Annotated in this window: 20 protein-coding genes; 18 read left to right on the forward strand and 2 right to left on the reverse strand. The window is 36.8% G+C overall.

What is annotated here, in order from left to right:
* Window positions 1–53 precede the first annotated feature (53 nt).
* Entirely contained in the window at window positions 54–1,142 is a 1,089-nt protein-coding gene (locus CDIMF43_RS03655; RefSeq protein WP_074402257.1) for a GntR family transcriptional regulator, read from the reverse strand.
* Window positions 1,143–1,333: 191 nt separating this feature from the next.
* Here CDIMF43_RS03655 and CDIMF43_RS03660 point away from each other — a divergent pair, with 191 nt between their 5' ends.
* The 3 genes from CDIMF43_RS03660 (at window position 1,334) to CDIMF43_RS03670 (ending at window position 6,305) form a co-directional block, all read left to right on the forward strand.
* The gene (locus tag CDIMF43_RS03660; RefSeq protein ID WP_109841211.1) at window positions 1,334–2,620 is read left to right on the forward strand and encodes a glycoside hydrolase family 125 protein; all 1,287 of its coding nucleotides are present in this window, start codon (window positions 1,334–1,336) and stop codon (window positions 2,618–2,620) included.
* A gap of 15 nt (window positions 2,621–2,635) precedes the next feature.
* Window positions 2,636–5,323, forward strand: a complete 2,688-nt coding sequence (locus CDIMF43_RS03665; RefSeq protein ID WP_109842328.1) for an alpha-mannosidase — start codon at window positions 2,636–2,638, stop codon at window positions 5,321–5,323.
* A gap of 106 nt (window positions 5,324–5,429) precedes the next feature.
* Window positions 5,430–6,305: an ROK family protein gene (locus CDIMF43_RS03670; protein ID WP_109841212.1), complete on the forward strand. Its 876-nt coding sequence runs from the start codon at window positions 5,430–5,432 to the stop codon at window positions 6,303–6,305.
* Window positions 6,306–6,342: 37 nt separating this feature from the next.
* Here CDIMF43_RS03670 and CDIMF43_RS03675 read toward each other — a convergent pair whose 3' ends face one another.
* Complete coding sequence (locus tag CDIMF43_RS03675; RefSeq protein WP_199198182.1) at window positions 6,343–8,544, reverse strand: GH92 family glycosyl hydrolase; 2,202 nt, start codon at window positions 8,542–8,544, stop codon at window positions 6,343–6,345.
* A 315-nt stretch (window positions 8,545–8,859) separates the two neighbouring features.
* Between CDIMF43_RS03675 and CDIMF43_RS03680 the strand changes: the two genes are divergently transcribed.
* The 15 genes from CDIMF43_RS03680 to CDIMF43_RS03750 all read left to right on the forward strand — a co-directional run bounded on the left by CDIMF43_RS03680 (window position 8,860) and on the right by CDIMF43_RS03750 (window position 24,919).
* Window positions 8,860–10,869 (forward strand): KUP/HAK/KT family potassium transporter, encoded by a 2,010-nt coding sequence (locus CDIMF43_RS03680; protein WP_109841214.1) that lies wholly within the window; start codon window positions 8,860–8,862, stop codon window positions 10,867–10,869.
* A 286-nt stretch (window positions 10,870–11,155) separates the two neighbouring features.
* Window positions 11,156–12,994: a beta-glucoside-specific PTS transporter subunit IIABC gene (locus CDIMF43_RS03685; protein WP_109841215.1), complete on the forward strand. Its 1,839-nt coding sequence runs from the start codon at window positions 11,156–11,158 to the stop codon at window positions 12,992–12,994.
* A 29-nt stretch (window positions 12,995–13,023) separates the two neighbouring features.
* Window positions 13,024–14,490 (forward strand): glycoside hydrolase family 1 protein, encoded by a 1,467-nt coding sequence (locus CDIMF43_RS03690; RefSeq protein ID WP_109841216.1) that lies wholly within the window; start codon window positions 13,024–13,026, stop codon window positions 14,488–14,490.
* Between the two features lie 20 nt (window positions 14,491–14,510).
* Window positions 14,511–15,362 carry a PRD domain-containing protein gene (locus CDIMF43_RS03695; protein WP_074402263.1) on the forward strand — a complete coding sequence of 284 codons (852 nt, stop codon included), beginning with the start codon at window positions 14,511–14,513 and terminating at the stop codon, window positions 15,360–15,362.
* A gap of 195 nt (window positions 15,363–15,557) precedes the next feature.
* The gene (locus CDIMF43_RS03700; RefSeq protein ID WP_074402264.1) at window positions 15,558–16,262 is read left to right on the forward strand and encodes a GntR family transcriptional regulator; all 705 of its coding nucleotides are present in this window, start codon (window positions 15,558–15,560) and stop codon (window positions 16,260–16,262) included.
* Window positions 16,263–16,487: 225 nt separating this feature from the next.
* A complete protein-coding gene (locus tag CDIMF43_RS03705; RefSeq protein ID WP_109841217.1) occupies window positions 16,488–18,344 on the forward strand; it encodes a BglG family transcription antiterminator in 1,857 nt (618 codons plus the stop codon).
* A gap of 12 nt (window positions 18,345–18,356) precedes the next feature.
* Window positions 18,357–18,704, forward strand: a complete 348-nt coding sequence (locus CDIMF43_RS03710) for a transcriptional regulator (protein WP_152878136.1) — start codon at window positions 18,357–18,359, stop codon at window positions 18,702–18,704.
* Between the two features lie 40 nt (window positions 18,705–18,744).
* Complete coding sequence (locus tag CDIMF43_RS03715) at window positions 18,745–19,101, forward strand: glycine-rich SFCGS family protein (RefSeq protein WP_074402267.1); 357 nt, start codon at window positions 18,745–18,747, stop codon at window positions 19,099–19,101.
* Window positions 19,102–19,133: 32 nt separating this feature from the next.
* Window positions 19,134–19,508: a DUF4312 family protein gene (locus CDIMF43_RS03720; protein WP_109841219.1), complete on the forward strand. Its 375-nt coding sequence runs from the start codon at window positions 19,134–19,136 to the stop codon at window positions 19,506–19,508.
* Window positions 19,509–20,291, forward strand: a complete 783-nt coding sequence (locus CDIMF43_RS03725) for a DUF4311 domain-containing protein (RefSeq protein ID WP_074402269.1) — start codon at window positions 19,509–19,511, stop codon at window positions 20,289–20,291.
* 22 nt (window positions 20,292–20,313) lie between these two features.
* Window positions 20,314–20,970, forward strand: coding sequence for a DUF4310 family protein (locus tag CDIMF43_RS03730; protein ID WP_074402270.1), 657 nt, complete (start codon window positions 20,314–20,316; stop codon window positions 20,968–20,970).
* A 117-nt stretch (window positions 20,971–21,087) separates the two neighbouring features.
* On the forward strand, window positions 21,088–22,386 hold the full coding sequence (locus CDIMF43_RS03735) for a PTS sugar transporter subunit IIC (protein ID WP_034571781.1): 1,299 nt from the start codon (window positions 21,088–21,090) through the stop codon (window positions 22,384–22,386).
* 54 nt (window positions 22,387–22,440) lie between these two features.
* Window positions 22,441–22,713 carry a hypothetical protein gene (locus CDIMF43_RS03740; RefSeq protein ID WP_109841220.1) on the forward strand — a complete coding sequence of 91 codons (273 nt, stop codon included), beginning with the start codon at window positions 22,441–22,443 and terminating at the stop codon, window positions 22,711–22,713.
* On the forward strand, window positions 22,710–23,798 hold the full coding sequence (locus CDIMF43_RS03745; protein ID WP_109841221.1) for a DUF871 domain-containing protein: 1,089 nt from the start codon (window positions 22,710–22,712) through the stop codon (window positions 23,796–23,798). The genes CDIMF43_RS03740 and CDIMF43_RS03745 overlap by 4 nt, the downstream gene beginning before the upstream one ends.
* Window positions 23,799–23,806: 8 nt before the next feature.
* Window positions 23,807–24,919, forward strand: coding sequence for an amidohydrolase/deacetylase family metallohydrolase (locus tag CDIMF43_RS03750; protein WP_109841222.1), 1,113 nt, complete (start codon window positions 23,807–23,809; stop codon window positions 24,917–24,919).
* Window position 24,920 lies beyond the last annotated feature (1 nt).

Raw genomic sequence — 24,920 nt, forward strand, 5'->3', positions numbered from 1 at the left:
AAACCGCTTTAATTTGTTACTAGTTTCAAGTAAACAAACCCGTTAAACTTAATCTAAAGAGTCTGTTTTTGAACAGATTCTCTTTCCACCAACGCAACAGGAACAATTTTTGAAAATTTTTGATTAGTATTGTCGCGCTCAGTTAATTGTTGAACCAAAGACTCGGCTGCTAAAAAGCCAATTTGATAAAAATTTTGTTCGACAGTTGTGAGCTGTGGGGAAACTAAATCAGTCATTTGGATGTTATCAAAGCCAATCAACGAAAGATCATTTGGAATATCTAGTTTGAGTTTTTTAGCTTCTGCTAATAAACGCATGGCAATAATGTCGTTTTCAGCAATAATGCAAGTGAAGCCAGTCCGTTTAATTTCTAAAAGGTATTCTTGTAAGGAAGCAGCATCCAATTGTTTGATGAATTTTTTATTTGTTAACCCATCTGAATAGTCTTGAATTTTAGCGTCGTGGAGAGCTTTTAAATAGCCTAAGTAACGATCACGAACGGAAGTGTTTTCTAGCAAATCGATCGTGGACAAATAGGCGATTTTTGTGTGGCCCATTTTGAGGGCGTAGTTAGCAGCTAGCGCACCTCCATTAAAGTTATCTGAAGTTATGGAAGGAATATCCGTCCCTTCTAGCTTTTTATCCAGCATGACGATTGGGAAGCCATTTAGATGCTGACGGTAAAGTAAGTCGATGGAATTGATTGGGTTTTCTGGATAAATAATCAGTCCGTCGTATTTATCTTCTTTTAAATTCTGCAGCAATTCACGTTGCCGCGTAGGGCTTCCTTCAGTTGCGTGGATGGTTAATTGATAGGGTGTTTTTTCTAAGTAATCTGTTGCCCCTTGTACGTAATATTCTAAACCTGCGGCTTGAGAAAAAGGCAACATAAAAGCAAGTTCATACGTTTGAGGAAGGGATTGACTTTGGTAGATTACAAAGCTTCCTTTTCCGGCAGTTCGTTCAATTAATCCATCGCTTTCAAGCTCCATTAAAGCACGTTTAGCTGTAATCCTGCTTACTTGATAAGTTTCAGTTAACTCCATTTCAGTAGGAACCTGCGTCCCATAGGAATAGTGTTGATTTAAAATAGCGTTTTTTAAGTCGAGATAAATGACTTTGTAAAGAGGTTCTTTTTTCATCTTAAAAGCTCCTTAGTTGTTTTAAATGGTATAGTTCTTGCTTTATTAATATATCATTTATTCCAGTTAAAAGAAAGCGAAAGAAATAAAATAAGAGATTTTAGTTAAATTCAGTAGAAAGTGTAGACAATATAAATGATATATCATATAATTGTTATATAACTAAAAATGATATAAGAGGAGCGAATAAAATGGTTTATCAAGAAATCCCTACATCAGTTAAAAATTTTATGAATACGATTACAGAAAAGTGCCAAGAGCATCCACGTTGGGCAGAGAATTTTAACGCTTGTTTTGCAAATACATTGCTAACAACCGTTAAACGCCAAGAAGATGGAATGACCTTTGTTTTAACAGGAGATATTCCAGCGATGTGGTTACGTGATTCAACAGCGCAAGTTCGTCCTTATTTAGCCATCGCAAAAGAAGATTCAGATATTGGAGATATGATTGAAGGGTTAGTAGAAAAACAATTTCACTATATTCAGTTAGACCCTTACGCAAACGCTTTCAACGAAACAGCCAATCACGCCGGTCATCAAACGGATCATACGAAGATGAATCCATGGATTTGGGAACGCAAATATGAAATTGATTCCTTATGCTACCCACTTCAACTAAGCTACTTATTATGGAAAGCAACTGGCCGAACCACTCAATTCAATCAAACGTTTAAAGCAGCAGTGAATGAAGTTTTAACAGTCTGGGAAATTGAACAAGATCATAATCGATCTGCGTATCAATTTGAACGCGACACTACAAGAGAAGAAGACACGTTAGTAAATAGAGGTCGAGGAACAGAAGTTGCGCCAACAGGTATGACGTGGTCTGGTTTTAGACCAAGTGATGATCGCTGTATTTATCATTACCTAGTTCCGTCTAATATGTTTGCTGTGGTTGTTTTGGACTATTTAAAAGAAATTTTTGAGACGATTTTAAAAGAAGAAGAACTGATTCCTCGAATCACAGCTTTACGAGAAGCCATTCAAGAAGGTATTGAAAAATATGGGAAAACAACGAATAAAGCAGGTGAAACAGTTTTTGCATATGAAGTAGATGGTCTAGGAAATGCTAGCTTAATGGATGATTCCAATGTGCCTAATTTATTAGCCGCTCCTTATTTGGGCTATTGTTCGCCAGAAGATGAAGTCTATTTAACAACCAGAAAAACCCTGTTGAGCAGTGAGAATCCTTTCTTTTATGAAGGTGAATTTGCGAAAGGAATCGGAAGCTCCCACACACCAGAAAACTACATTTGGCCAATTGCGATGGCAATGGAAGGGTTGACGACTTCTGATAAGTCAGAAAAAGAACGAATTTTAAATACGCTAGTTGCAACAGACGGCGGGACGAATTTAATGCATGAAGGCTTTGATGTTAATGACCCAAATCAGTACACTAGAGAGTGGTTTTCATGGGCAAACATGATGTTTTGCGAGTTAGTAATGGATTACTTTGATATTCAAATCGAGAAGTAGAAAGGAATGGAAAGCATGAAAAAAGTATCAATTATTGCCCATAGTCACTGGGATCGAGAATGGTATTTACCCTACGAACAGCACCATATGCGATTAGTAGAATTAATGGATGATTTGCTTGAGTTATTTGAAACGGATCCTGATTTTGACAGTTTCCATTTAGATGGACAAACGATTATTTTAGACGACTATTTACAAGTCCGACCAGAAAAAAAAGCATTAGTCCAAAAATACATTACAGAAGGAAAATTAAAAATTGGTCCCTTCTACATTTTGCAAGACGATTTCTTAACGAGCAGTGAATCCAACACCCGCAATATGCTGATTGGTATGGATGAAAGTAAAAAATGGGGAGTACCCGTTCAACTTGGTTATTTTCCAGATACTTTTGGAAATATGGGGCAAACTCCGCAGATGATGAAGCAAGCTGGGCTAGATGTTGCGGCATTTGGTCGAGGAGTGAAGCCAACAGGTTTTGATAATGTAGTGATTAATGATGAAAAATATGCTTCTCAATACTCAGAAATGTGGTGGGAAGGTCCAGATGGTTCTAAGATTTTAGGTCTATTGTTTGCCAATTGGTACAGCAATGGAAATGAAATTCCAGTTGAAAAAGAAGCCGCAAAAGCCTTTTGGGCGAAAAAATTAGCAGATGCAGAAACCTATGCATCGACGGATCACCTATTAATGATGAATGGTTGCGATCATCAACCCGTTCAAAAAGATTTATCAAAAGCCATCGCAGTAGCCAATGAATTGTATCCAGAGATTGAATTTGTGCATACTGATTTTGATACGTATTTAACGGGACTCAAAGAAGCCTTACCTGCTGATTTAAGTACCGTCACTGGAGAATTGACTTCACAAGAGACTGACGGCTGGTATACGTTGGCGAACACTGCTTCTGCACGGATCTATTTAAAACAATGGAATACTCGTGTTTCAAGACAATTAGAAAATATTGCAGAGCCTTTAGCAACAATGGCTTATGAAGTGACAAAAGAGTATCCACACGATTCATTGCGTTACGCATGGAAAACATTGATGCAAAACCATCCACACGATAGTATCTGTGGTTGTAGTGTGGATGAGGTTCATCGGGAAATGATGCCACGTTTTGAAAAAGCCAATGAAGTTGGAAAATTTGTTGCCGATGAAGCAGCACGCCAATTAATAGCTGCTATTGATACAGCGAGTTTACCGGAAAATGGAATTCCATTTGTTGTATTTAACACGAATGGTTCAGAAAAAACAGGTCTAGCAACGATTCGTTTGGAAATTAAACGCTTGCCATTTGCTAGTGGTTTGCCAGAAACCCTCTATCAAACGTTAAAAGCAGAAGATTTCCCTACGTTTAGTGTAAAAAACAGCAAAGGAGAAGTTGTTTTAGCTGAAATTAAAGATGATGGAGTTGAGTTCGGATACGATTTACCAAAAGATCGCTTTAGACAGCCCTTTATGGCACGATATGCACGAGTTGAAATTCCAATGGAAGCCATGACAGGTTTGAGCTGGGAAACATTTATGTTAGTAGAAACAGAAAAAAATCTGCAAGAAGCGTCAGACGAACTTATTAACGAGCTCGAAGGCACAATGGAAAATGAGTACCTTAAAGTTACGATTGCTTCTAATGGCATCTTGACGGTTCTTGATAAGGAAACGAATCACACCTATCACGACTTATTGAATTTTGAAGATGTCGGAGATTTAGGAAATGAATACATTTTTAAACAACCTGCTAATGATCAACCGATTTATTCTAAAAATAGTCAAGCGACAGTCAAGACTCTTAATAATACAGCCAGCTATGGAGAAATTGAAGTTACCCAACAATTGGACATTCCAATTTCAATGGATGAGCGCTTAGAAGAAGAACAAAAAGCGGTTGTTGAATTCCGTTATCGTAAAGCAGAACGCAGTAAAAAACTTGCTCCGTTTACTCTAACCACTAAAATTTTATTAGAAAAAGGTAGCAGACAACTAAAATTCACCACTCACTTTGATAACCAAATGAAAGATCATCGACTTCGTGTTCTTTTCCCAACAGGAATTGAGACAACGGTTCATTATGCTGATAGTATTTATGAAGTTGTTGAAAGACCTAATACCACCGATAGTGCGTGGGAAAATCCAACGAATGCACAACATCAGCATGCTTTTGTGAACGTAAAAGATCAGCGTCAAGGTGTAACCGTAGCTAATTTTGGTTTAAATGAGTACGAAATTTTACCTGAAGACACAACCATTGCTTTAACCCTATTACGTAGCGTCGGAGAGCTTGGAGATTGGGGATATTTTCCAACGCCAGAAGCGCAATGCCTAGGAGAACAGGTTGTCGAGTATGCCCTATCTTTCCACGGCTCAGCGAATGCCGTTCAGACATATCATGAAGCAATGACGTTCCAAGTTCCGTTTAGTACGTATCAAACGGATCGTCATCAAGGGTCATTGCCGCTAACCCATTGTTTTGCGGATTTAGAAGGCGAAAAAGTTGCCTTAACGGCCTTTAAACGAAATGAAGCTACTTCTGAAATCGTTACACGAGTGTATAATTTAACAAATGAGCAAACAACGTTTAACTTAACGATTCCTAATCAAATTCCTCATGTTTGTAATTTAATTGAAGAAATATCTGATGCTAAGCCGACAAAAGTAGTAGCTCCTTATGAAATTATTAGCTATCGTTGGCAAAAAGGCAATTAAACACGAGTGAAAAAACACTATTTTCTATAGTGTTTTTTCGCTATAAATTGCGAATTTAATAGAATCATGTAAAATAAAAGAAACGAATTCTTTAGGAGGAACGTAGATGGCAATTTTAGCTTTTGACTTAGGCGGAACGGCAGTGAAATACGGAATTTGGGAAAACAATCAGTTGCAAGAAATCAGCAGTTTTAGTACCCCAACTTCTTTTGATGAATTAGAAGAAAAAATGAAAGCGGTTTTAAAAGAGCTTGAATTAAAATATGAAATAGCGGGTATTGGGATTAGTGCACCAGGCACAGTAGACACTCAAAAAGGTGAAATTGGGGGAATCAGCGCCATTCCTTATATTCATCGTTTTCCCATCAAAGCCCATTTTGAGCACAGCTTTAAGCGACCTGTGACAATTGAAAATGACGCCAACTGCGCTGCCCTAGCTGAAATGTGGCAAGGCGCTGGTAAGGGAAAGAAAAATGTATTGTTTGTTGTCATTGGTACAGGAATTGGCGGAGCAGTAATCATGGAAGGGAAGTTGCAAAAGGGGAAACATCTTTATGGCGGTGAATTTGGTTTAATGATTTTGGATCGTGGAGAAAGCTTTAGCGAGCTAGGAACAGCAGCCAATATGGCGAAACGTTATTCAGAAAAAAAAGGAACACTCTATACAGGGGAAGAGGTTTTTGAAAGAGCCAATCAAGGAGAAGAAGATGCCTTGGAAGCTGTTCATGAATTTTATCACTATTTAACAGTCGGGCTGTATAATTTACAATTCACAGTAGATCCAGAATTGATTATTATTGGTGGCGGAATTTCAAAAAAAGAAGAGCTTTATCCTGAAATCAACCAGCGAATGGAAGTCTTATTAGCTAAAAATGAGCTGAAAGACTTTGTCCCTCAAGTGGTCCCTTGTGTGTATCGAAATGATGCGAATTTGGTAGGGGCAGTTGCGGTATTTAGTGAGCGTTATCCGAGTTTAAACTAAAAAAACATTGAGCTAATTCAATTAGCTCAATGTTTTTTTAGTTGGATTCAGAAATTGAGAAAGGAACTTCTTTAGTTGAATAGTCATGGTAAGTTGGCGCTAGTCCTAATGTAAAATGAAGGCTTGCTCCCTCTAGTAAGGTTTGATGAGTTAAAAATAGAGGGCGATGGTCTTGTTGATTCACTTTCAAATTGGCAACAAAATTTGCTTGGGGAACGTTATTGTCTGTTTCAATCGTCAAAGCCTTTCCATTTGGCAAGTGTATCTTAACTGAATCAAACAATGGAATGCCAAGGACATATTCCCCACTACCTGGCGTTACTGGATAAAAGCCAAGAGCACTAAAGACAAACCAACCAGACATGCTCCCATTATCTTCATCCCCTGGAAAGCCATCAAAACCGCTATTAAACAAGCGTGTCATGAGTTGTTTCACTACAACTTGAGTGGAAGCAGGTTGCCCTACATAATTAAACAAGTAAGGCAAATGGAAGCTAGGTTGATTTGAAAGAGCCAACTGACCATAATCAACAGCGGCCATTTCACTCATTTCATGAATTTCAAAACCATAGCCAAGCACATCAAATTCAGGCGGTTGGTTGCACAAATCAGTTATTTTTTTGAAGAAGGCTTCTTTTGAGCCATAAAGCTTGATTAAACCTGCAAAATCCTGGTAGACAGCAAAACTATTTTGCCATGCGCTGCCTTCTGCGTAATCAAGACCCCAGTTCAGATCGTTAAAATGTGGTCTGAATTCCCCTTTTGTATTTTTCGCCCGCATCAAGCCAGAAGCAGGATCAAATAAATTTTGATAATTTAAAGCATTTGAGCGGTACGTTTTAGCCAACTCGGTTTTTCCTAATAAATCAGCTACTTGGCTAATACAAAAATCACTATACGCATAATCCAAGGTGTGGTTCACACTTTCATGATGATCCAGTGGAACGTAGCCATATTTCAGGTAATCGGTTGTCCCTCTTCGACCATAATTTGGATCGTTACTTTGAGTCGTAGCAGCATGGAGCATGGCAGATAAAAATTCTTCTAGTTGAACTTGATTAACGAGACCTTTCACTGCAGCGTCAGCAATAACAGCATCTACCAAGGTTCCTGGCATCAGTCCGCGTTCATCAGGTGAAAGCCATTTAGGTAAGTAGCCTGTTTCGCGATAGGAAGTGAGCAAACCCTCCAAAATTTCTTGATATTCAGTAGGAGCAATCAAAGAATAGAGAGGGTAGACGGTTTTGTAAGTATCCCAAAAACCATTATTTGTGTACAAAATACCATTAGCGACTTTTTTAGTAGTTGTATTGTAGTGAATCGGTTGATTATCTAATGTAAGCTCGTAGAATTTTTGTGGAAATAAAAACATTCGGTACAAGCAAGTGTAAAAAGTTTTCACCTGTTCTTGATTGGAGCTTTGAACCTCAATTTTAGATAGATAATGAGTCCAACGATCTGCTGCAAGGGTCTTTAAAGCTGCAAATGAATGTTCAGCTAGTTCACGTTGGTAATTTAATTGAGCCTGCTCAATACTGATATAAGAAGTGGCTAATTTAATAGATACCTGTTGATTCGACAATGTCAAAAAGCGAAGAATAAAAGCTTGATCTTGCCCGTTTAATTCAGTAGCTGAGATAAAGTCATCGCCATTAAAGTAGCCCGTTTTAGCTAAGTCAATAGAAGCATCAAAAGTCATTGTGAAGTAGAGTTTAAAATGTTCATCTAAACAACCTGAGAAATTTGAAATAAAACCGGTTAACGTCGAAGTTTCAACATCAAGTTGATAAGAGGATTTGCCAGGTGCTTGTAAAATAAAGCCAGGATCATCTTTTTGTGGATAGGTTAGTTTTAAACTGGCGCCGCGTTCAGTAGGGGTCAATTCAGTTGTAATTTGATAGCGCTGTTGCTTTATTTTTAAATAGTGAGGTTGAAAAATAGCTTCTTCAGGTCGATAGGAGCTTTGATAGCTAAACACATCTCCTTTTAAATAGGTTCCTGTAACCGGTGTCATTAAGATATGTGCAAAATCGCCCATCCAAGGACTTGGTTGATGGCTAATTCGAATTCCTTGAAAGGTGCGGTGAAGTGGATTGAAAAACCAACTAGATTCATGATTGGTTTGCGGAACATAATGATTCATTCCAAAAGGCAAACTTGTGTAAGGTAAGGTATTTCCATTTGAAAAACTGTGACTGTTATGAGTACCTTGTCGTGTGTCAATAGACTCTAGCATAATAAAACCTCTCTTTTTGTTTTATTTGATATATCAATACAACTATTTTAACATATCTATAAAAGGTTTGTAAGGTGTTTGTTAAATGTTGTATTTCTTTTTAATGATATATCATTAAAAAGGGCTGAACTAAAATTTTTTTTAATAATTTTTCGGTAAAAATAAAGTTGAAAAGATGATTGTTATTATTTTTATATTTGGTATAATCAAGCTTAGATTTCAGGAATGCTATTATCAATAAAACAAATCGAAATGGTTTCAAGGAAAGTTTCAAATTCACAAAGCAAGTCAAAATTCAATTAAAAGAGGATCAGAAAAATGGAAGTAAATCATGACAGAAGAAGTCATATGAACAAAGTAACACTAGGTGGAATTTTAGTTGCGTTAGGTGTTGTTTATGGCGATATCGGAACGTCACCACTTTATGTAATGAAAGCTATTGTAAAAGGAAATGGTGGTTTAGCTAATATTTCCGAAAACTTTATTTTAGGTTCAGTTTCACTCGTATTTTGGACGATTACCATTTTAACAACCATTAAATACGTCTTAATTACGTTACGGGCAGATAACCATGGTGAAGGTGGGATTTTCTCCTTATATACTTTAGTTCGAAAGCAAGCCAAATGGCTCATCGTTCCAGCTATGATTGGGGGCGCCACGCTCTTAGCAGACGGAATGCTCACCCCGGCGGTAACAGTAACGTCAGCCATTGAAGGATTAAAAGAGATACCGGTCTTTAGTTCGTTCTTTGGTGAAAACCAACATATAATTATCGTAATTGTAATTACGATTATCAGTGCCTTATTTTTAATTCAACGTTTTGGATCGGAAACTGTTGGGAAAATGTTTGGACCAATTATGATGGTTTGGTTTACAACCTTAGCTATTTTTGGGATTGTGAATATTACAAGAGACGTGACGTTGTTTAGAGCATTGTCCCCACACTATGCAATCGCAGTTCTTTTTAGCGATGAAAATAAAATGGGATTTTTCATTTTAGGTGGTGTTTTCCTAGCAACAACAGGTGCAGAAGCGTTGTATTCTGATTTGGGACATGCGGGAAGAAAAAACATTTACGCAACATGGGGCTTTGTAAAATTAAGTCTAGTTTTAAATTATTTTGGTCAAGCTGCATGGTTATTAGATGCCAAAAATGATCCTCGATTATTAGCAATGAAAGATATGAACCCTTTCTTTCAAATGATGCCAAAACAATTCTTGATTTATGGTGTCGTAATCGCTACATTAGCCGCAATCATAGCCTCACAAGCCTTGATTTCTGGTTCGTATACACTTGTTTCAGAAGCCATTAAATTGAATCTATTGCCACGTCTTCACAGTCGCTACCCATCAAGTTCAAAAGGACAAGTTTACATTTCAACAGTCAATACAATCCTTTGGGCAGTGTGCGTAGGAGTGGTGTTATTCTTTAGAAGTTCTGATCGAATGGAGGCCGCCTATGGTTTAGCCATTACGGTCACTATGTTGATGACGACTATTTTATTGTACAATTATTTGATTAAAATTCATTGTCCAAAATGGGTTGCAATGGGAATGTTGCTTTTCTTTGGCGCTTTTGAATTTTCATTCTTCCTATCAAGTGCCGTTAAATTTATGCATGGTGGTTTTGTGACGGTGATTATAGCACTGGCTATTCTGTTTGTGATGTTTATCTGCATTCGCAGCTACAAAATTAAAATGCGCTTGTTGGAAAATGTTCCATTAGCAGATTATGAAGATCAGTTGGTGCAATTAACTCATGACGCAGATCGGACAAAATATGCAACAAACTTAGTTTATTTAACCAACTGTGCCAAACCCGGACAAGTAGAATCTAAAATTATGTATTCTATCTTAGATAAACGACCAAAACGCGCAGATGTGTATTGGTTTGTAAATGTGGTTGTAACAGACGAACCCTATACTGCAGAGTACACCGTAGACAACATTGGTGGAACGGATTATATGATTAAAATTCAGCTGAAATTAGGGTTTAGAGTCAATCAAAAACTCAATGTATTCTTACGACAAATCGTAACAGAATTAGTTGAAAGTGGCGAAGTAGACATTCAATCAAGAAACTATACAACCATTCCAGGACGTAAAGTCGGCGATTTTCGCTTTATCTTGATTCAAGAACAACTTTCCATGGAAACAGAATTAAACAGCTTTGAAACCTTTATAATGCAAGCGAAACTTATGCTGAAACGTCATACAGTTGAACCCGAAAAATGGTTTGGCTTAAATGCAAGTGACGTTGAAATCGAATACGTGCCACTATTCTTAGGGAAGCGGAAAGATTTAGTGTTAAAACGAGTAGCGAAGTAACGTGACATATAAAGCTATAAAAGACGATACAACCTTTAAATAGATGGTTGTATCGTTTTTTTTTCACATAATAAATCAGCTAAAAAAATGGTTGCGTTTTCAAAAAACATATGCTAACATAAAGACAATTAAGAACAGGCATGTGACTGGTAATGCAGGCAGGACCTAAATAAAGTATTTTTCAAAAAAGAGTTTCATTTTGATGAATGCAGTATTTAGATTCTGCCTGTTTTTTTGCGTAGTGTTTGGCCAATACTACGTAACTACTTATAAAGGAGAAATTGTGATGAACTATAAAGAAACTGCTGTATCGATTCTATCGCTAATTGGCGGAAAAGAAAATGTATCACACCTTGAGCATTGCTCGACTCGATTACGTTTTACGTTAAAAGATAATACTAAAATAGAAACTGAAAAACTTGAAAAAATTGATGGCGTCATTGGAGTTCGTCAAAATGTTCAATGTCAAGTCATTATCGGCAATGATGTTGTTGAAGTTTACGATGAAATGAAAGCTTTGTTAGGAGAACTATCAGAATCAGGCAGTTCAACTGAAAAACAAAAATGGGGAGCCGTAATATTAGATTTTATTATTTCTATTTTTCAGCCCCTTATTCCAGCCATTGCTGGTGGAGGTATTTTAAAATCATTATTGTTGCTTGCTTCTGTTACTGGAGTAATGAGCGATCAAAGCCAGACCTACCAAATTCTTAACTTAATCGGAGGTGCACCGCTTTATTTTTTACCTATTTTGGTTGCTATGACAACGGCAAATAAATTAAAAGTAAACCAGCTAGTTGCCGTATCAGCTGTAGGGGCACTGATTTTGCCAGAACTGTCTACTTTATTGACAGAAGGAGCTACTTTTTTAGGCTTTGGTATAACGAATATTGCCTATGCTTCTCAAGTGTTTCCAGCAATTTTAACGGTATTATTTTATGCGCAGGTAGAAAAACTAGTTACCAACTATTCACCAAAGCCCATTCGAATTTTCTTTGTTCCAATGATGAGTTTATTGATTACAGTACCAGTCGCACTACTTGTTTTAGGCCCATTAGGTTATAATGTTGGGACTGTTTTTTCTACAGCAATCATTTGGCTTTATTCTCGCTTGGGTTGGGTTGCTACAGGAGTATTGGCAGCAGGCTTGCCTTTTATGGTAGTGACGGGTATGCACAAAGCCATGATTCCATATGCTGTTTCTTCAATAAGTGAAATTGGAGCGGAACTCCTTTACTTACCTGCTTCATTAGCTCATAACATTGCGGAATCTGGGGCCTGTTTTGCTGTAAGTATTAAAACAAAAGATCAAAAGCTACGTTCTACCGCGATATCTGCAGCAATTTCAGCACTCTTTGGGATTACAGAACCAGCTTTATATGGCGTAACCATTTTAAATAAACGTGTGTTGTATAGTGTGATGTTTGCAAGTTTAGTCGGAGGTAGTTTTGCAGGGATTATGGCCATTAAAGCTTTTGCATTGGTAGGACCTGGTTTAGCTAGCATTACGATGTTTGTCGATAAAGTAAATCCAATGAACTTAATTTGGGCATTTGTCACAGTAGGTATTTCCTTTGTAATTGGATTTATAGCTGTACTAGTTAGCTACAAAGATGAGGTTGAATTAGAAAAAGCTGATGAGGTCAACGAAGCTTCTAACACAGACGCTGAACAATTAATCAGTCCAGTCGCAGGACAAATTATTTCTTTGAGTGAAGTCAAAGACGATGTCTTTTCAAGTGGGTTAATGGGAGATGGACTTGCGATCATTCCAGACGATAATGTATTGATTGCACCAGAAGACGGTGAAATTACCATGGTATTTGAAACAAAACATGCTTTAGGATTTAAAACAACTAATGGAGCAGAAATTCTATTTCACATTGGTCTAAATACCGTACAATTAGGTGGAGAAGGATTTGAAGCATTTGTACAAGTGGGGGATAAGGTCGTGAAAGGACAAAAATTGATTGAATTCAATCTGGAAAAAATTAAATCAGCTGGATTTGATCCAACGATTGTCTGTGTTGTAACAAATAAGGAAGCCTACACGGTTAAAACGTCTCATCAATCTGAGATGGTTACGAACCAGACGGATGTCTTATCCATTGTACCAATTATATAACAGAAAAAACGTGAAAATAGGAGGATATTATGAAAATTAAAAACACATTTCCAAAGAATTTTTTATGGGGTGGCGCAATTGCTGCCAATCAAGTAGAGGGGGGCTGGAATGTTGATGGAAAGGGCTTATCTGTAGCGGATATTGCTAGTTACAAACCACATGTAGATAATAAAGATTATGCAGCTCATATGGATATTTCCACTTCAACAATTGAATCAGCGATGGCTGATAAAACAGACAAATGGTACCCAAAACGTCGAGGAATTGACTTTTATCATCGCTACAAAGAGGATTTGGCATTGTTTAGCGAACTAGGATTTAAAACTTTACGTTTGTCTATCGCGTGGACACGTCTCTTTCCAACAGGTGAAGAAGAACAACCAAACGAAAAAGGAATCGCCTTTTATCGTAGTGTATTTAAAGAGATGCAACGCCTAGGAATCAAACCAATTGTTACGCTGTCCCACTACGAGATGCCATTATCTCTTAGTTTAAAGTACAATGGATGGGTCAATCGTCGAGTGATAGATGATTTTGTTCGTTTTGCAACCGTTTGTTTCGAAGAATTTGGTGAATACGTTGATTACTGGTTGACGTTTAATGAAATTGATAGTATTCATCGTCATCCATTTACAACAGCTGGGATTGTGCCAGACAAGTGTCAACCTGGAAAAGAAGAGCAAGAAATCTATCAAGCATTGCATCATCAATTTGTTGCAAGTGCATTAGTAACAAAAATAGCGCATGAAATTAATCAAGAAAACAAAGTAGGCTGTATGTTGACTAAGTTAATGACCTATCCACTAACTTGTGATCCTCTTGATGTTGAACTTACATTAAAGAAAAATTTAGAAAATAATTTTTATACGGATGTTCAAGTGAAGGGAGAATATCCTAAAATGATTGAAGTTGCTTTAAAAAATAAAGGAATTAACATTAAAATAACTCCAGAAGAACGACAAATTTTGAGAGAAAATACGGTTGATTTTCTTTCGTTCAGTTATTATATGTCGATGGCAGAGTCTGGAGATCCTAAAGCGGAAAGAACTCCTGGTAATACTGTTTTAGGTGTTAAAAATCCATATCTACCATCAACAGACTGGGGATGGCAAATTGATCCCAAAGGACTAAAAATTGCCTTGATTGAATTATACGATCGCTATCAGCTACCGTTGATGATTGTAGAAAACGGAATGGGATCTGTTGATACGGTTGAAGAGGGACATATTCACGATCCCTATCGAATTGCTTATTTTAAAGCACATTTTCAACAAATGAAAGAAGCTATTGATGAGGGGGTCGATTTGATAGGATACACGAGTTGGGCGCCGATTGATTTAGTCAGCGCAGGAACATCTCAAATGTCAAAACGTTACGGATTCATCTATGTTGATGCAGATGATGAAGGAAATGGCACATACAATCGCTCTAAAAAAGATTCCTTTGACTGGTATCAAGAGGTTATTGCCACAAATGGTGGAAGTTTAGAGGAGTAGTAGACAAGGAGAGGATCTGGATGATCTTAGTAAAAAAAGTATTGAATTCAAGTGTAGTTCTTGTGGAAAAAGAAGGACAAGAAATGATTGCTCTAGGGAAAGGAATCGGTTACGGTAAAAAAAGGGGCGATTTTATTTCCGATTCAGTAGTTGACCAAATTTTCTTGCCAATAGAAGAGCAGAAGTCTTCACAATTTGCTGAACTAGTTGATGAAATTCCAATGAAATTTTTTGAAATCACGAAAGAAATTGTTTCGATTGCAGAAGAAGAGTTAGCTGTATCACTGAATACAAGTATTTATTTAACCCTTTCCGATCACTTGCATTTTGCAGTTGAACGTAGTGAGAAGGGATTAAATACTTCGAATCGATTGTATTGGGAAATTAAAAATTACTATCCAAAAGAGCTTCATATTGGTGAGATTGCTTTAAACAAAATGAAAACGAGCTATCAAATTGAGCTACCAATTGAAGAAGCTTCAAATATTGCTTTTCATTTAATTAATGCTCAATCCGACAACCACGAGGACAAAGATGGGTTAAAAAAAGCTAAATTGGTTGGAACAATCGTTAACATGGTCCGCTATTCACTACGACAAGAAATTGATACAAATTCAGTACATTATACACGTTTTATCACCCATGTCCGCTTTTTTGTTGATCGTTTTTTTTCCGATGGTCTGCTTCAAGAAAAGGAAGATGAATTGTACCGTCAAATGTGGTCTTTATATCCAGGTGCAATGGAAATTGCAACAAAAGTTAAAAATTATATCGATCAAAGCTACCATACACAAATACCGGAAAATGAATTGGTTTACCTTGGTGTTCATATTAATCGTTTGATGAATCATTCTGCGATTGAAAATGATTAGTGTCTGATTAAATGATTCAACAAGTCTTGATTTGAAGTCAAGGCTTGTTTTTTTTAGCAAAGAAGATAAGAATAGCGATGACAACTAGTCTTGCTCAAAATAGTTAAAGACATTTTAACGAAATAAAGTTTTTTATTGACTAATGCCATCGACTCTCCTATTCTAAAGATACTACATAAAACGAAGGGAGAGACTATGAAAGCAAAAGGTCCGTTGTATATCGAAGTTGCTGAAAATATCAAATCTGCTATTTTAAATGGGGTTTACCCTGTTGGCACGCAAATCCCTACTGAAAATGAACTAGAACAAACCTTTAATGTTAGTAAAATCACGGTTCGTAAAGCGATTGAAATTTTATCGAATGAAGGCTACGTGGAAAAGAAAAGTGGCAAAGGGACAACTGTATTAAGTGATCGATTATTTAATAAACTGTCTAAAGCAGCCTCATTTTCTAGTATGATTGAAGCATCCGGTCACCATTTAACCAAAGAAATTTTAGCCGTAGAAAAAGTGAAACTAACCGTCGATCAAACAGAGCTAACCCAAATTTTTGGCAAACAAGCCTTTAAATTGACACGTTTTTATCGTTTAGATGAGGAACCGTATATTTACTTTGAACATTACTTGCCAACTTTAGGAAATGAAAAAAACCTGATTCAAATGGAACAAATTTCTTTGTATAAATGGTTAGCTAGTCACCAAAAGGTGGTTGCTCGATTTCAAGATAGCTTTTCAGTGGAGGAAGTAAGCCAAGAAATTAAAACCTTGTTAGCCACCGATCAAAGCCACTTATTAAAACGAAAGCGAACTTCATATAGTCAAACAGGAGAAATCATTGAAATTTCGTATGCACTTTATGACACAATCAAGTATCCTTATTTGATTGAATATGAAATTTAATCCCTAATAAGGACGAAAAACAGCACAAAAAGCCGCGGCTTAGTGCTGTTTTTTTTGTTCTTCATTTATTTAAAAAGAAAAGTCATGCAAGAAGTTAAAAAGAAAATAAAAAAACTGCACTTATTCAAGTGCAATCATCTACTATTGTATTTCAGCATAGATACCGATATATTTGGAATGTAAAGGGTTTCAATAAAGTGCTGAAGAAAGAAAGGATTGAGCAAGATGCAGCTATCAAAACGACAAATCAAAATAATCTTAGCCTTATTGGATTTAGAAAACGCCATTACAACCAAAGAATTAGCGGAACAGTTTCAAATGAGTATTCGCACAATCAAGTATGATTTAGACGCAATCAAAACATGGTTTACAAAAAAAGACAGTTTATTGTGTACACAGCGAAACAAAGGAATCTGGCTAGACGTGACAGATTCCAAAAGAATCGAATTAAAAAATGAACTGTTGCAAGTTGAGCGTTATGAATTGTATCCAGATCAAGAAATTAGAATACATCAAATGATTACGATTCTATGCTTGCAAACCACTTATTTAACCACCCAACAGCTTGCAGATGATTTAAAAGTCAGTAAAAGCACCATTGTAGCAGATTTAGAAAAATTAGAACAGGTCTTAATGAGCTATCAATTGCAATTGATTCGAAAGAACTATTTTGGTTACACCATCGTAGGAGCAGAAAATCAGATTCGGCTGTTGCTAGAATTTATTATTCAAAAAGGAATTACGGATTACGATATTTACAATATTATGAACGTGATCACCAATCCCACTGAAGAAAGCAATCATCAGTTGAAATTAGCCATTCATAGCCAAATGCAACAGATCTACCAAGTGACCTTATTTGAAATCTCAAAAATCGTGAATCAAGAAGTGTTAGAGCAGTTCAATTATAGCGAAATTTTATCGATTATTTTACGCGTAACCATTGCGACTGCCAGAATGAATATCAATCACACCATTGAAAGCTATAAAATATTGCCCAATCAAGGACTATTGGAAACGAAAAAAGAATTGCCATTCTTATTGATGCGACAAGTTTTTAGTTCCTATGAATTTCCAATATTGGAAGATGAGTACATTTATATCTTTAGTGATGTTTTAATGGCTTATGAAGAACACAATATAGCCGATTTAACGAGACAGATGATTGCATTTGTCAGCGAAAAAGAAGAGGTTGCATTCAATGGAGACCAGCAATTATTTACCAATTTATTCGCCCATTTATCATTGAAGCTGCATAAAAAATACTTGTTTGTAAATGAGTACAATCCCTTTACAGAAGATATTAAGCAACGGTATCCTTCCTTATTTCAAACGATTAGTGATGCTTGTCAAAAAGAAATTTCTAAATCCGTATCGATTATTAACGATTCTTTTATTTCGTACATTGCCTTGCATTTTCTCGTGTCATTTGAAAAATTAACGATCAATCAGACGATTGTGAGAATCGTTTACATTTGTTCTACCGGTTTAGGAGTGACGAGTCTCATTCAACAACGAATTATGGAAGAAGTTCCAAACGTTGAGATTGCTAGCTTTGCTTCTGTTTTAAAAGTAAAAGAAGTCCTTCAAGAAGTAGAGCCCGATTTAGTTGTGAGTATTTTTCCATTAGAAGATATACAACTGCCCTTCGTTAAAGTCAATCCCATCCCAACTAAATCAGATATCGCAACCATTCGTAAAATGGTAGAAGGAATTTTACAAGGAAATTCAAACAAAACAACGACAAAATTTTTGGCAAGTAAAGGAAAACCAAGTCAAAACGGAATTGAAGAAGAAAGCAGAGAATTAATTTTAATGGGATTTCTGGTATATGAGGAACTAATAAAATTATTTAATCAACGTATCCAAGAAGAATACGAAGCAGCCTTTTTACTACATGTCTATATGATGGTTCATCGAATTTATTTTCAATCGCAATATGAAAATGAAGGCAATGTAGCACCAGATTCATTACTTAATTATCAAGAAGAAGTTGCTGAAATTGAAAGCATTATGGCAAAAAATAAGTTGCCAATTAACAAAGCTGAAATCACAGCTTTATTACAATACCTAACCATTTAGGAGGAATAGATTTTGGGAAATCAAGTGACACAAGCGGTTGAAGAAATCATTTTAGCAAGTCACGACTCTGTTGCAACAAGAAAAATAATAGATTTTACGTTAGCAAAATTACGCACATTTGAAATTGTACCAACGGAAGTTCAATTGGTTGTATTAGCGAATCATTTAGGCGAAATGATTCGTCGTTCACAAACGAACGAACGAATGATGCGTGTTGATCCGTTGATGTTTAGCGAGGTTTCTAAGGAGGCACTGGCCCTTTCTCAAGCAGTCGTAAAAGAAGTTGGAAATTTAGCTGTTGATGAAAAATATGTTTTATCGATTCATTTTGAAACAGCAAGACAAAATAAATTGAATTAACTAAATGAAATACAAACAATAATACTAGGAGGCAACAATTATGATAACAGTAGTCATTGCAGATCGATTAGGAAAAGGACAAAATGTCGCAAAAGGAGTAGAAGCAGCAGGAGGAAAAGCTGTTGTAGTACCAGGAATGGGGGCTGATATGCGTTTGGGTGACGTGATGCAACAAGAGCAAGCCGATTTAGGTATTTCATTTTGTGGCAGTGGAGGCGCTGGCGCGTTAACAGCAGCAACGAAATATGGCTATCCAGAACGACATGGCATGCGCTCAGTCGAAGAGGGAATCACGGCAATCAATGATGGAAAAACTGTTTTAGGCTTTGGTTTCATGGACCAAGAAGAATTAGGGAAACGGATTGTTGAAACGTATTTAAAAAAAATTGGATCCTAATAGAATAAAAAACACAAGAGGAGGAGATCCATTTGTCAGAAGTCAGATGCAAAAAAAGACAGGTGATTCGAGTAGAGGGAACGGGTAAAGAAAAAACACAAGCTTTTGCAAGTGCCTTAAATAGCATTCATACAAAAGTATTAAAGGAAAGCAATGAAGTTGTGCTACGTATTGAACCGCTAGATGTTCAGGTTCTTGTTGCAGAAGAAGAAACTTTTATAGAAAAATTTCTATTCTTGTTCTTACCCAGGACAAGAGTTACTTACCGTGTCGTTTTAAATGTTGAGATTGAAGTAACCTTAATCGAAATGGAGAAAGTAACCTTTGTCCAAAAAAAGATTTCTGATCCAAATGGTGTCTCCAATCCTTTTCGTAAAAAGAAATTGATTCAAAAGGAGGAGAGTTAGATGACGATTATTATTATTTTGTTGAAATCATTGTTTATCGGAGGCTTGGTGGGATTTGCAGCTGGAGCTGGGGCAGCACGCATGTTCCATGCCCCGACAACACAAGGCCTAGGCGCCTTTAGAACGCTAGGTGAGATGAATGCTTGTGAAGGGGATGCAGCGAGTCATTTCTCATTTGGACTAGGTTTTTTCTTTAATGCTTGGGCATCAACGGTTGGAGCAGGTGCGTTTACGCAAGATATTACCCACCGCGTCATTCCCAACTGGGCAACGGCTGCTTTGATGGTTAAAAATAAAAACGTAGCAGAAACAATGCATGATCCTAAAAAAATGAGTATTGCTGGCGGCGTGATTGGAATGATTTTAGTGGCATTCTTAAATACAACCGCTTCAGCAATTCCAGAAGCGTTACAAGTAACGGCAGTAGCGGTTTTAGTACCAGCAGCCAATCTATTAATCAACACGGTCATGCCAGTACTATTTTGGCTAGCTGCCATTGATGCTGGAAAACGTTCCGGTTTATGGGGAACGATCTTTGGTGGCTTATCTGCAATGGTTATGGGAAATGCAACACCAGGCGTAGTCCTTGGGATTCTAATTGGCAAAGGCGTGGATGAAATTGGTTGGAATCGTGTGACTAAGAGCATGATGGTAGCAGTTATTTTACTCTTTATTTTAAGTGGTTTCTTTAGAGGCTTTGATTTACAAATGTTAGAAAGCTTTAGAGTACAAATTCCACAATGGTTAGAAAACACTCACGGTATCTTTAATATCGGCAAATAATAAAAGAAGGTGGGAATAATAGATGAATGAACGAATTGAAAAACCGAATTTTTGGTTTGCGGATTGGTCGTTTCCAATCTTTGTTGGGCTTTTAGCGGCAGGTATTTTTGCCGGAACACATATGTATTTTGTATACGGCGTTGGAGCATTTAACGAGGTCGCAATTGTGGCAATGTTAAAAGCGGGAATGGATGGAGGTTCCTATGGCGCAGCTGCAGCTTTTGGTGCTAGTTTCTTATTTGCTCGCATATTAGAAGGGTCATTAGTCGGTATCTTAGATCTAGGGGGAGCGATTTTAACCGGAATTGGAATCGGTGTGCCAGCGATTTTGCTTAGTATGGGAATTGTTGCCCCAATTGAAAATTTTGCATTAGCGTTATTAACAGGTTTAATTTGTGGATTGGCAACCGGAGGAATTATTGTATTGATTCGTAAGTTTACTATCAATCAATCAAATTCAACTTTTGGAGCAGATGTCATGATGGGAGCAGGAAATGCCTCAGGTCGATTTTTAGGTCCCTTGATTATTTTAAGCGCATGTGGCGCATCGATTCCAATTGGAATTGGTGCAACAATTGGCGCAGTCATTTTTTATCTTTGGAAAAAACCCATTGCAGGAGGAGCCATTTTAGGAGCAATGATTTTAGGAGCGATTTTCCCTATTGCTTTAGGAAGTTAGTTTTAAGAAGGTGGGAGGGATGAATCTAAAAAACAATTCAAGAAATCGTTTACATCTAAAGATTATAATGTTATATTGTTTTTGTAAAACATTATAATCTTTATTTGGGAGGAACGTATGGATAAACTTGTTGAGTTATTAGAATCAAAAGTACTACCAGTAGCAACAAAAATTGGATCACAACGTCATATGACGGCGATTAGAAAAGGGATTATTGCAACGCTACCCTTAACAATTGTCGGATCATTTTTCACGATTTTGCTTAATATTCCAATTGATTCCGTTGCAGCCATCATTGAACCTTATAAATCTATTTTAGATGTTCCATTTCGATTTACAGTTGGAATCCTGTCTTTATATGCTACCTTTGGGATCTCCTCTTCATTAGCCAAAAGCTATAAAATGGATAGTATGACCAGTGGATTACTGGCAGTTTTAGCCTTCTTAATTTCCACTGTGGTACCCACGCAAGTCTTAGATCCAGTCGATAAAGTAATTGAAGCGGGTCGTTATATTAATATCGCATCGCTAAGCTCGGCATCGTTATTTGGTGCCATTGTAACATCAATTATTTCAGTTGAGATCTATCGCTTTATGAAAGAAAAGAATATTACCATTAAAATGCCAGAAGGTGTTCCGCCTGAGGTTTCCAATTCATTTGTCGCTTTATTGCCAACAGCAGTCATTATTCTGTTCTTTTGGACGATTCGTTATGTTTTAGGTTTTGATATTAGTAGCTTCTTAAGTACAATCTTGATGCCCTTGAAAGGCGTATTAGCTGGGAATAGTTTATTTGGTGGACTTTTAACGGTCTTTCTAATTACTTTCTTCTGGGTTTTGGGAATTCACGGGCCAGCAATTATGGGACCAGTGATTCGTCCTTTCTGGGATATTTCAATTGCAGAAAATATGGATGCTTTTCAAGCTGGAACAAATGCCCATCAATTGCCTAATATCTTTACAGAACAATTCTTACAATGGTTTGTCTGGATTGGTGGAGCAGGAGCGACGCTTTCGTTAGTCGTTTTATTCCTCTTTTCAAAATCAGAATATTTACGTAGCTTAGGAAAATTGTCACTTTTACCAGGATTATTCAATATCAATGAACCGATTATTTTTGGTGCACCCATTGTAATGAATCCAATTTTAGGTTTGCCATTTATTCTTGCTCCGTTAGTTACAACAACATTATCTTATATTTTAACAGTGACCAATGTCGTCCCAATGATGACAGCAAGGTTGCCATTTACAGTTATTTCACCGATTGCAGCTTGGATTAGTACGAACTGGAGTATTATGGCGGGAATTTTAGTTATTATTAATTTCTTTATTTCCTTAGCTATCTATTATCCATTCTTTAAAGTTTTTGAAAAACAACAATTAGCTCGTGAACGAGAAGCAGCTGAAATGAACTAAATTTAAGAAAAGGAATGGGGGAAAGTCTGTTGGCTTTCTTCCTTGGTGAGAAAAATGCAACTAATTTATTTTATTGGATTTGTCGTTTATTTTATCGGGTGTCAATATCTTGTAGAAAAAGAAAAAATCCCTAAAGAAATAATGGATTGTTCTGCACTGAAATTAATTTTAGGTGGTATTTTAGTAATTGTTTTAAGCATGGTGATGGGTGTTGTATTATCGATTGCCGTTCCACTAGTGGTAGCAATGACCATGTTAGTGGCAAGTATTATTGCTGGAAAATACCGTAAAGTATTTAATGAAATGGAAAGAGGCGGGAAAATATGAAGAGACGTTTAGGTGTATCCATATACCCAGATCATAGTGATGTAACAGCAGATGAAGCCTATTTAAAAAAGGCAGCAGAGTATGGATTTTCAAGAATTTTTATGAGTATGTTAGAAGTAACGGAAGGAAAAGAGGCTGTTGCAACTAAATTCACTCATATTATACATTTTGCGAAAGAACTGGGGTACGAAGTTATTTTAGATATTGCCCCATCTATTTTTGATGAACTCGCTATTTCCTATGATGATTTAAGCTTTTTCCATCAGCTAGGAGCAGACGGTTTACGGTTAGATGTTGGTTTTGATGGAAACAAAGAAGCGATGATTTCTTTCAATCCATACGAAATGATTATTGAATTAAATATGAGTAATGATGTAGCCTACCTAGATAACATCTTAAGTTATCAAGCCAATAAACCAATGTTGTATGGATGCCATAATTTTTATCCACAAAATGGAACGGCATTGCCATTTGATTTCTTTATGAAATGCAACGAACGTTTTAAAAACCAAGGATTAAGAACAGCAGCTTTTGTAAATTCTCAAGTAGGAAAGATGGGTCCTTGGGACATTAATGATGGATTGCCAACAGTCGAAATGCATCGTTTTCTTCCCGTTGAAGTTCAAGCAAAGCATCTATTTGCTACGAATAGGATTGATGACGTGATTATAGGCAATGCGTATGCATCAGACGATGAATTAAACGCTTTATCACAAATAAATCCTTATCAAGTGACCTTTGATATTGAGTTTGTGGCAGACGTTAATCCTGTGGAAAAAGAAATCGTTAAAACAATGCAACATTACCGCCGAGGGGATATTACGGATCAAGTGATCCGTTCCACAGAAGTACGCAAAAAATTTAAAAATCATGAAAATAAACCACATGATCATTTACAGATGTTCCAAAAAGGCGACATCGTGATTGGCAATGATCAATTTGGCAAATACAAAAATGAACTACAAGTGGTTTTAGAGCCTCATCAGGATGAGCGTAAAAATTTAGTTGGACACATTATCCCTGAAGAGCACATCTTGTTGGACTTTATCTACCCATGGAGTAAGTTTAAATTCAACGAAAAGTGAGGCGCAACATGGTAGATTTATACATTAAAAATGGAAAGAGTGTTACAGGAAAATCAATTGAAGTTGCCATTGAAGCTGGGAAAATTACTGCGGTTGCAGAAAAACTATCGGTGACAGCTAAAAAAGTGTTAGATTTAAAACATCAATCCGTTGTATCTGCTGGTTGGATTGATGACCATGTGCATTGCTATGAAAAAATGACCTTGTATTATGATTCCCCCGATGCCATTGGAATTCCCAAAGGCGTAACGACGGTAATCGACGCAGGAACAACTGGTGCAGAAAATATTGGAGACTTTTATCAATTAGCAAAAAAGGCCAAAACCAATGTCTATGCACTGGTGAATATTTCAAAATGGGGCATTGTTGAGCAAGATGAACTAGCTGATTTGAAAAAAATCAAAGAAGAATTGATTCACGAAGCGTTGCAACAATATCCTGATTTTATCGTGGGAATCAAAGCAAGAATGAGCAAGACTGTAGTTGGAGAAAATGATGTTGTCCCACTAGAGTTGGCTAAAAATATCCAAAAGAAAAATGAAAATTTACCTTTAATGGTACACATCGGATCGGCACCACCTACCTTAGATGAAACGTTAGCTTTAATGGAAAAAGGCGATCTATTAACCCACTGTTTCAATGGAAAAGAAAATGGGATTTTAGACAGTGAGGGACGGATTAAACCTTTTGTTTGGGATGCATACCGTCGTGGCATTCTTTTTGATATTGGACACGGAACAGATAGCTTTAATTTTCATGTGGCTCAAGTGGCTAAAGAAGCGGGGCTAACGCCTCAAACGGTTAGTACCGATATTTACCATCGAAATCGTGAAACAGGTCCAGTCTACGATTTAGCGACAACGCTTGAAAAAATGCGCACTTTAGGATATACCTTAGAAGAGCTAATGCCGATGGTAACAATAAATCCAGCCCGTGCTTTCCATTTAGCAACTAAAGGCGAATTGAAGCCTGATTTTGATGCGGATATAACCATTTTTAATGTGGTAGCGGGTGAAAAAAAATTAACTGACTCAAATGGTGGAACAAGAAAAACCAATGAATTGATTCAGCCAATCTACACAATCGTTAATGGCGAAGTTTATCCAGTAGGAGGAAACTGAA

This window comes from Carnobacterium divergens (genome assembly GCF_900258435.1).
GTDB lineage: Bacteria > Bacillota > Bacilli > Lactobacillales > Carnobacteriaceae > Carnobacterium > Carnobacterium divergens_A.

Excerpts from the sequence above, each read along its gene's own strand:
- CDIMF43_RS03655 (WP_074402257.1), bottom strand. The coding sequence starts at position 1,142 with ATGAAAAAAGAACCTCTTTACAAAGTCATTTATCTCGACTTAAAAAAC.
- CDIMF43_RS03660 (WP_109841211.1), top strand. The coding sequence starts at position 1,334 with ATGGTTTATCAAGAAATCCCTACATCAGTTAAAAATTTTATGAATACG.
- CDIMF43_RS03665 (WP_109842328.1), top strand. The coding sequence starts at position 2,636 with ATGAAAAAAGTATCAATTATTGCCCATAGTCACTGGGATCGAGAATGG.
- CDIMF43_RS03670 (WP_109841212.1), top strand. The coding sequence starts at position 5,430 with ATGGCAATTTTAGCTTTTGACTTAGGCGGAACGGCAGTGAAATACGGA.
- CDIMF43_RS03680 (WP_109841214.1), top strand. The coding sequence starts at position 8,860 with ATGGAAGTAAATCATGACAGAAGAAGTCATATGAACAAAGTAACACTA.
- CDIMF43_RS03685 (WP_109841215.1), top strand. The coding sequence starts at position 11,156 with ATGAACTATAAAGAAACTGCTGTATCGATTCTATCGCTAATTGGCGGA.
- CDIMF43_RS03690 (WP_109841216.1), top strand. The coding sequence starts at position 13,024 with ATGAAAATTAAAAACACATTTCCAAAGAATTTTTTATGGGGTGGCGCA.
- CDIMF43_RS03695 (WP_074402263.1), top strand. The coding sequence starts at position 14,511 with ATGATCTTAGTAAAAAAAGTATTGAATTCAAGTGTAGTTCTTGTGGAA.
- CDIMF43_RS03700 (WP_074402264.1), top strand. The coding sequence starts at position 15,558 with ATGAAAGCAAAAGGTCCGTTGTATATCGAAGTTGCTGAAAATATCAAA.
- CDIMF43_RS03705 (WP_109841217.1), top strand. The coding sequence starts at position 16,488 with ATGCAGCTATCAAAACGACAAATCAAAATAATCTTAGCCTTATTGGAT.
- CDIMF43_RS03715 (WP_074402267.1), top strand. The coding sequence starts at position 18,745 with ATGATAACAGTAGTCATTGCAGATCGATTAGGAAAAGGACAAAATGTC.
- CDIMF43_RS03725 (WP_074402269.1), top strand. The coding sequence starts at position 19,509 with ATGACGATTATTATTATTTTGTTGAAATCATTGTTTATCGGAGGCTTG.
- CDIMF43_RS03730 (WP_074402270.1), top strand. The coding sequence starts at position 20,314 with ATGAATGAACGAATTGAAAAACCGAATTTTTGGTTTGCGGATTGGTCG.
- CDIMF43_RS03735 (WP_034571781.1), top strand. The coding sequence starts at position 21,088 with ATGGATAAACTTGTTGAGTTATTAGAATCAAAAGTACTACCAGTAGCA.
- CDIMF43_RS03740 (WP_109841220.1), top strand. The coding sequence starts at position 22,441 with ATGCAACTAATTTATTTTATTGGATTTGTCGTTTATTTTATCGGGTGT.
- CDIMF43_RS03745 (WP_109841221.1), top strand. The coding sequence starts at position 22,710 with ATGAAGAGACGTTTAGGTGTATCCATATACCCAGATCATAGTGATGTA.
- CDIMF43_RS03750 (WP_109841222.1), top strand. The coding sequence starts at position 23,807 with ATGGTAGATTTATACATTAAAAATGGAAAGAGTGTTACAGGAAAATCA.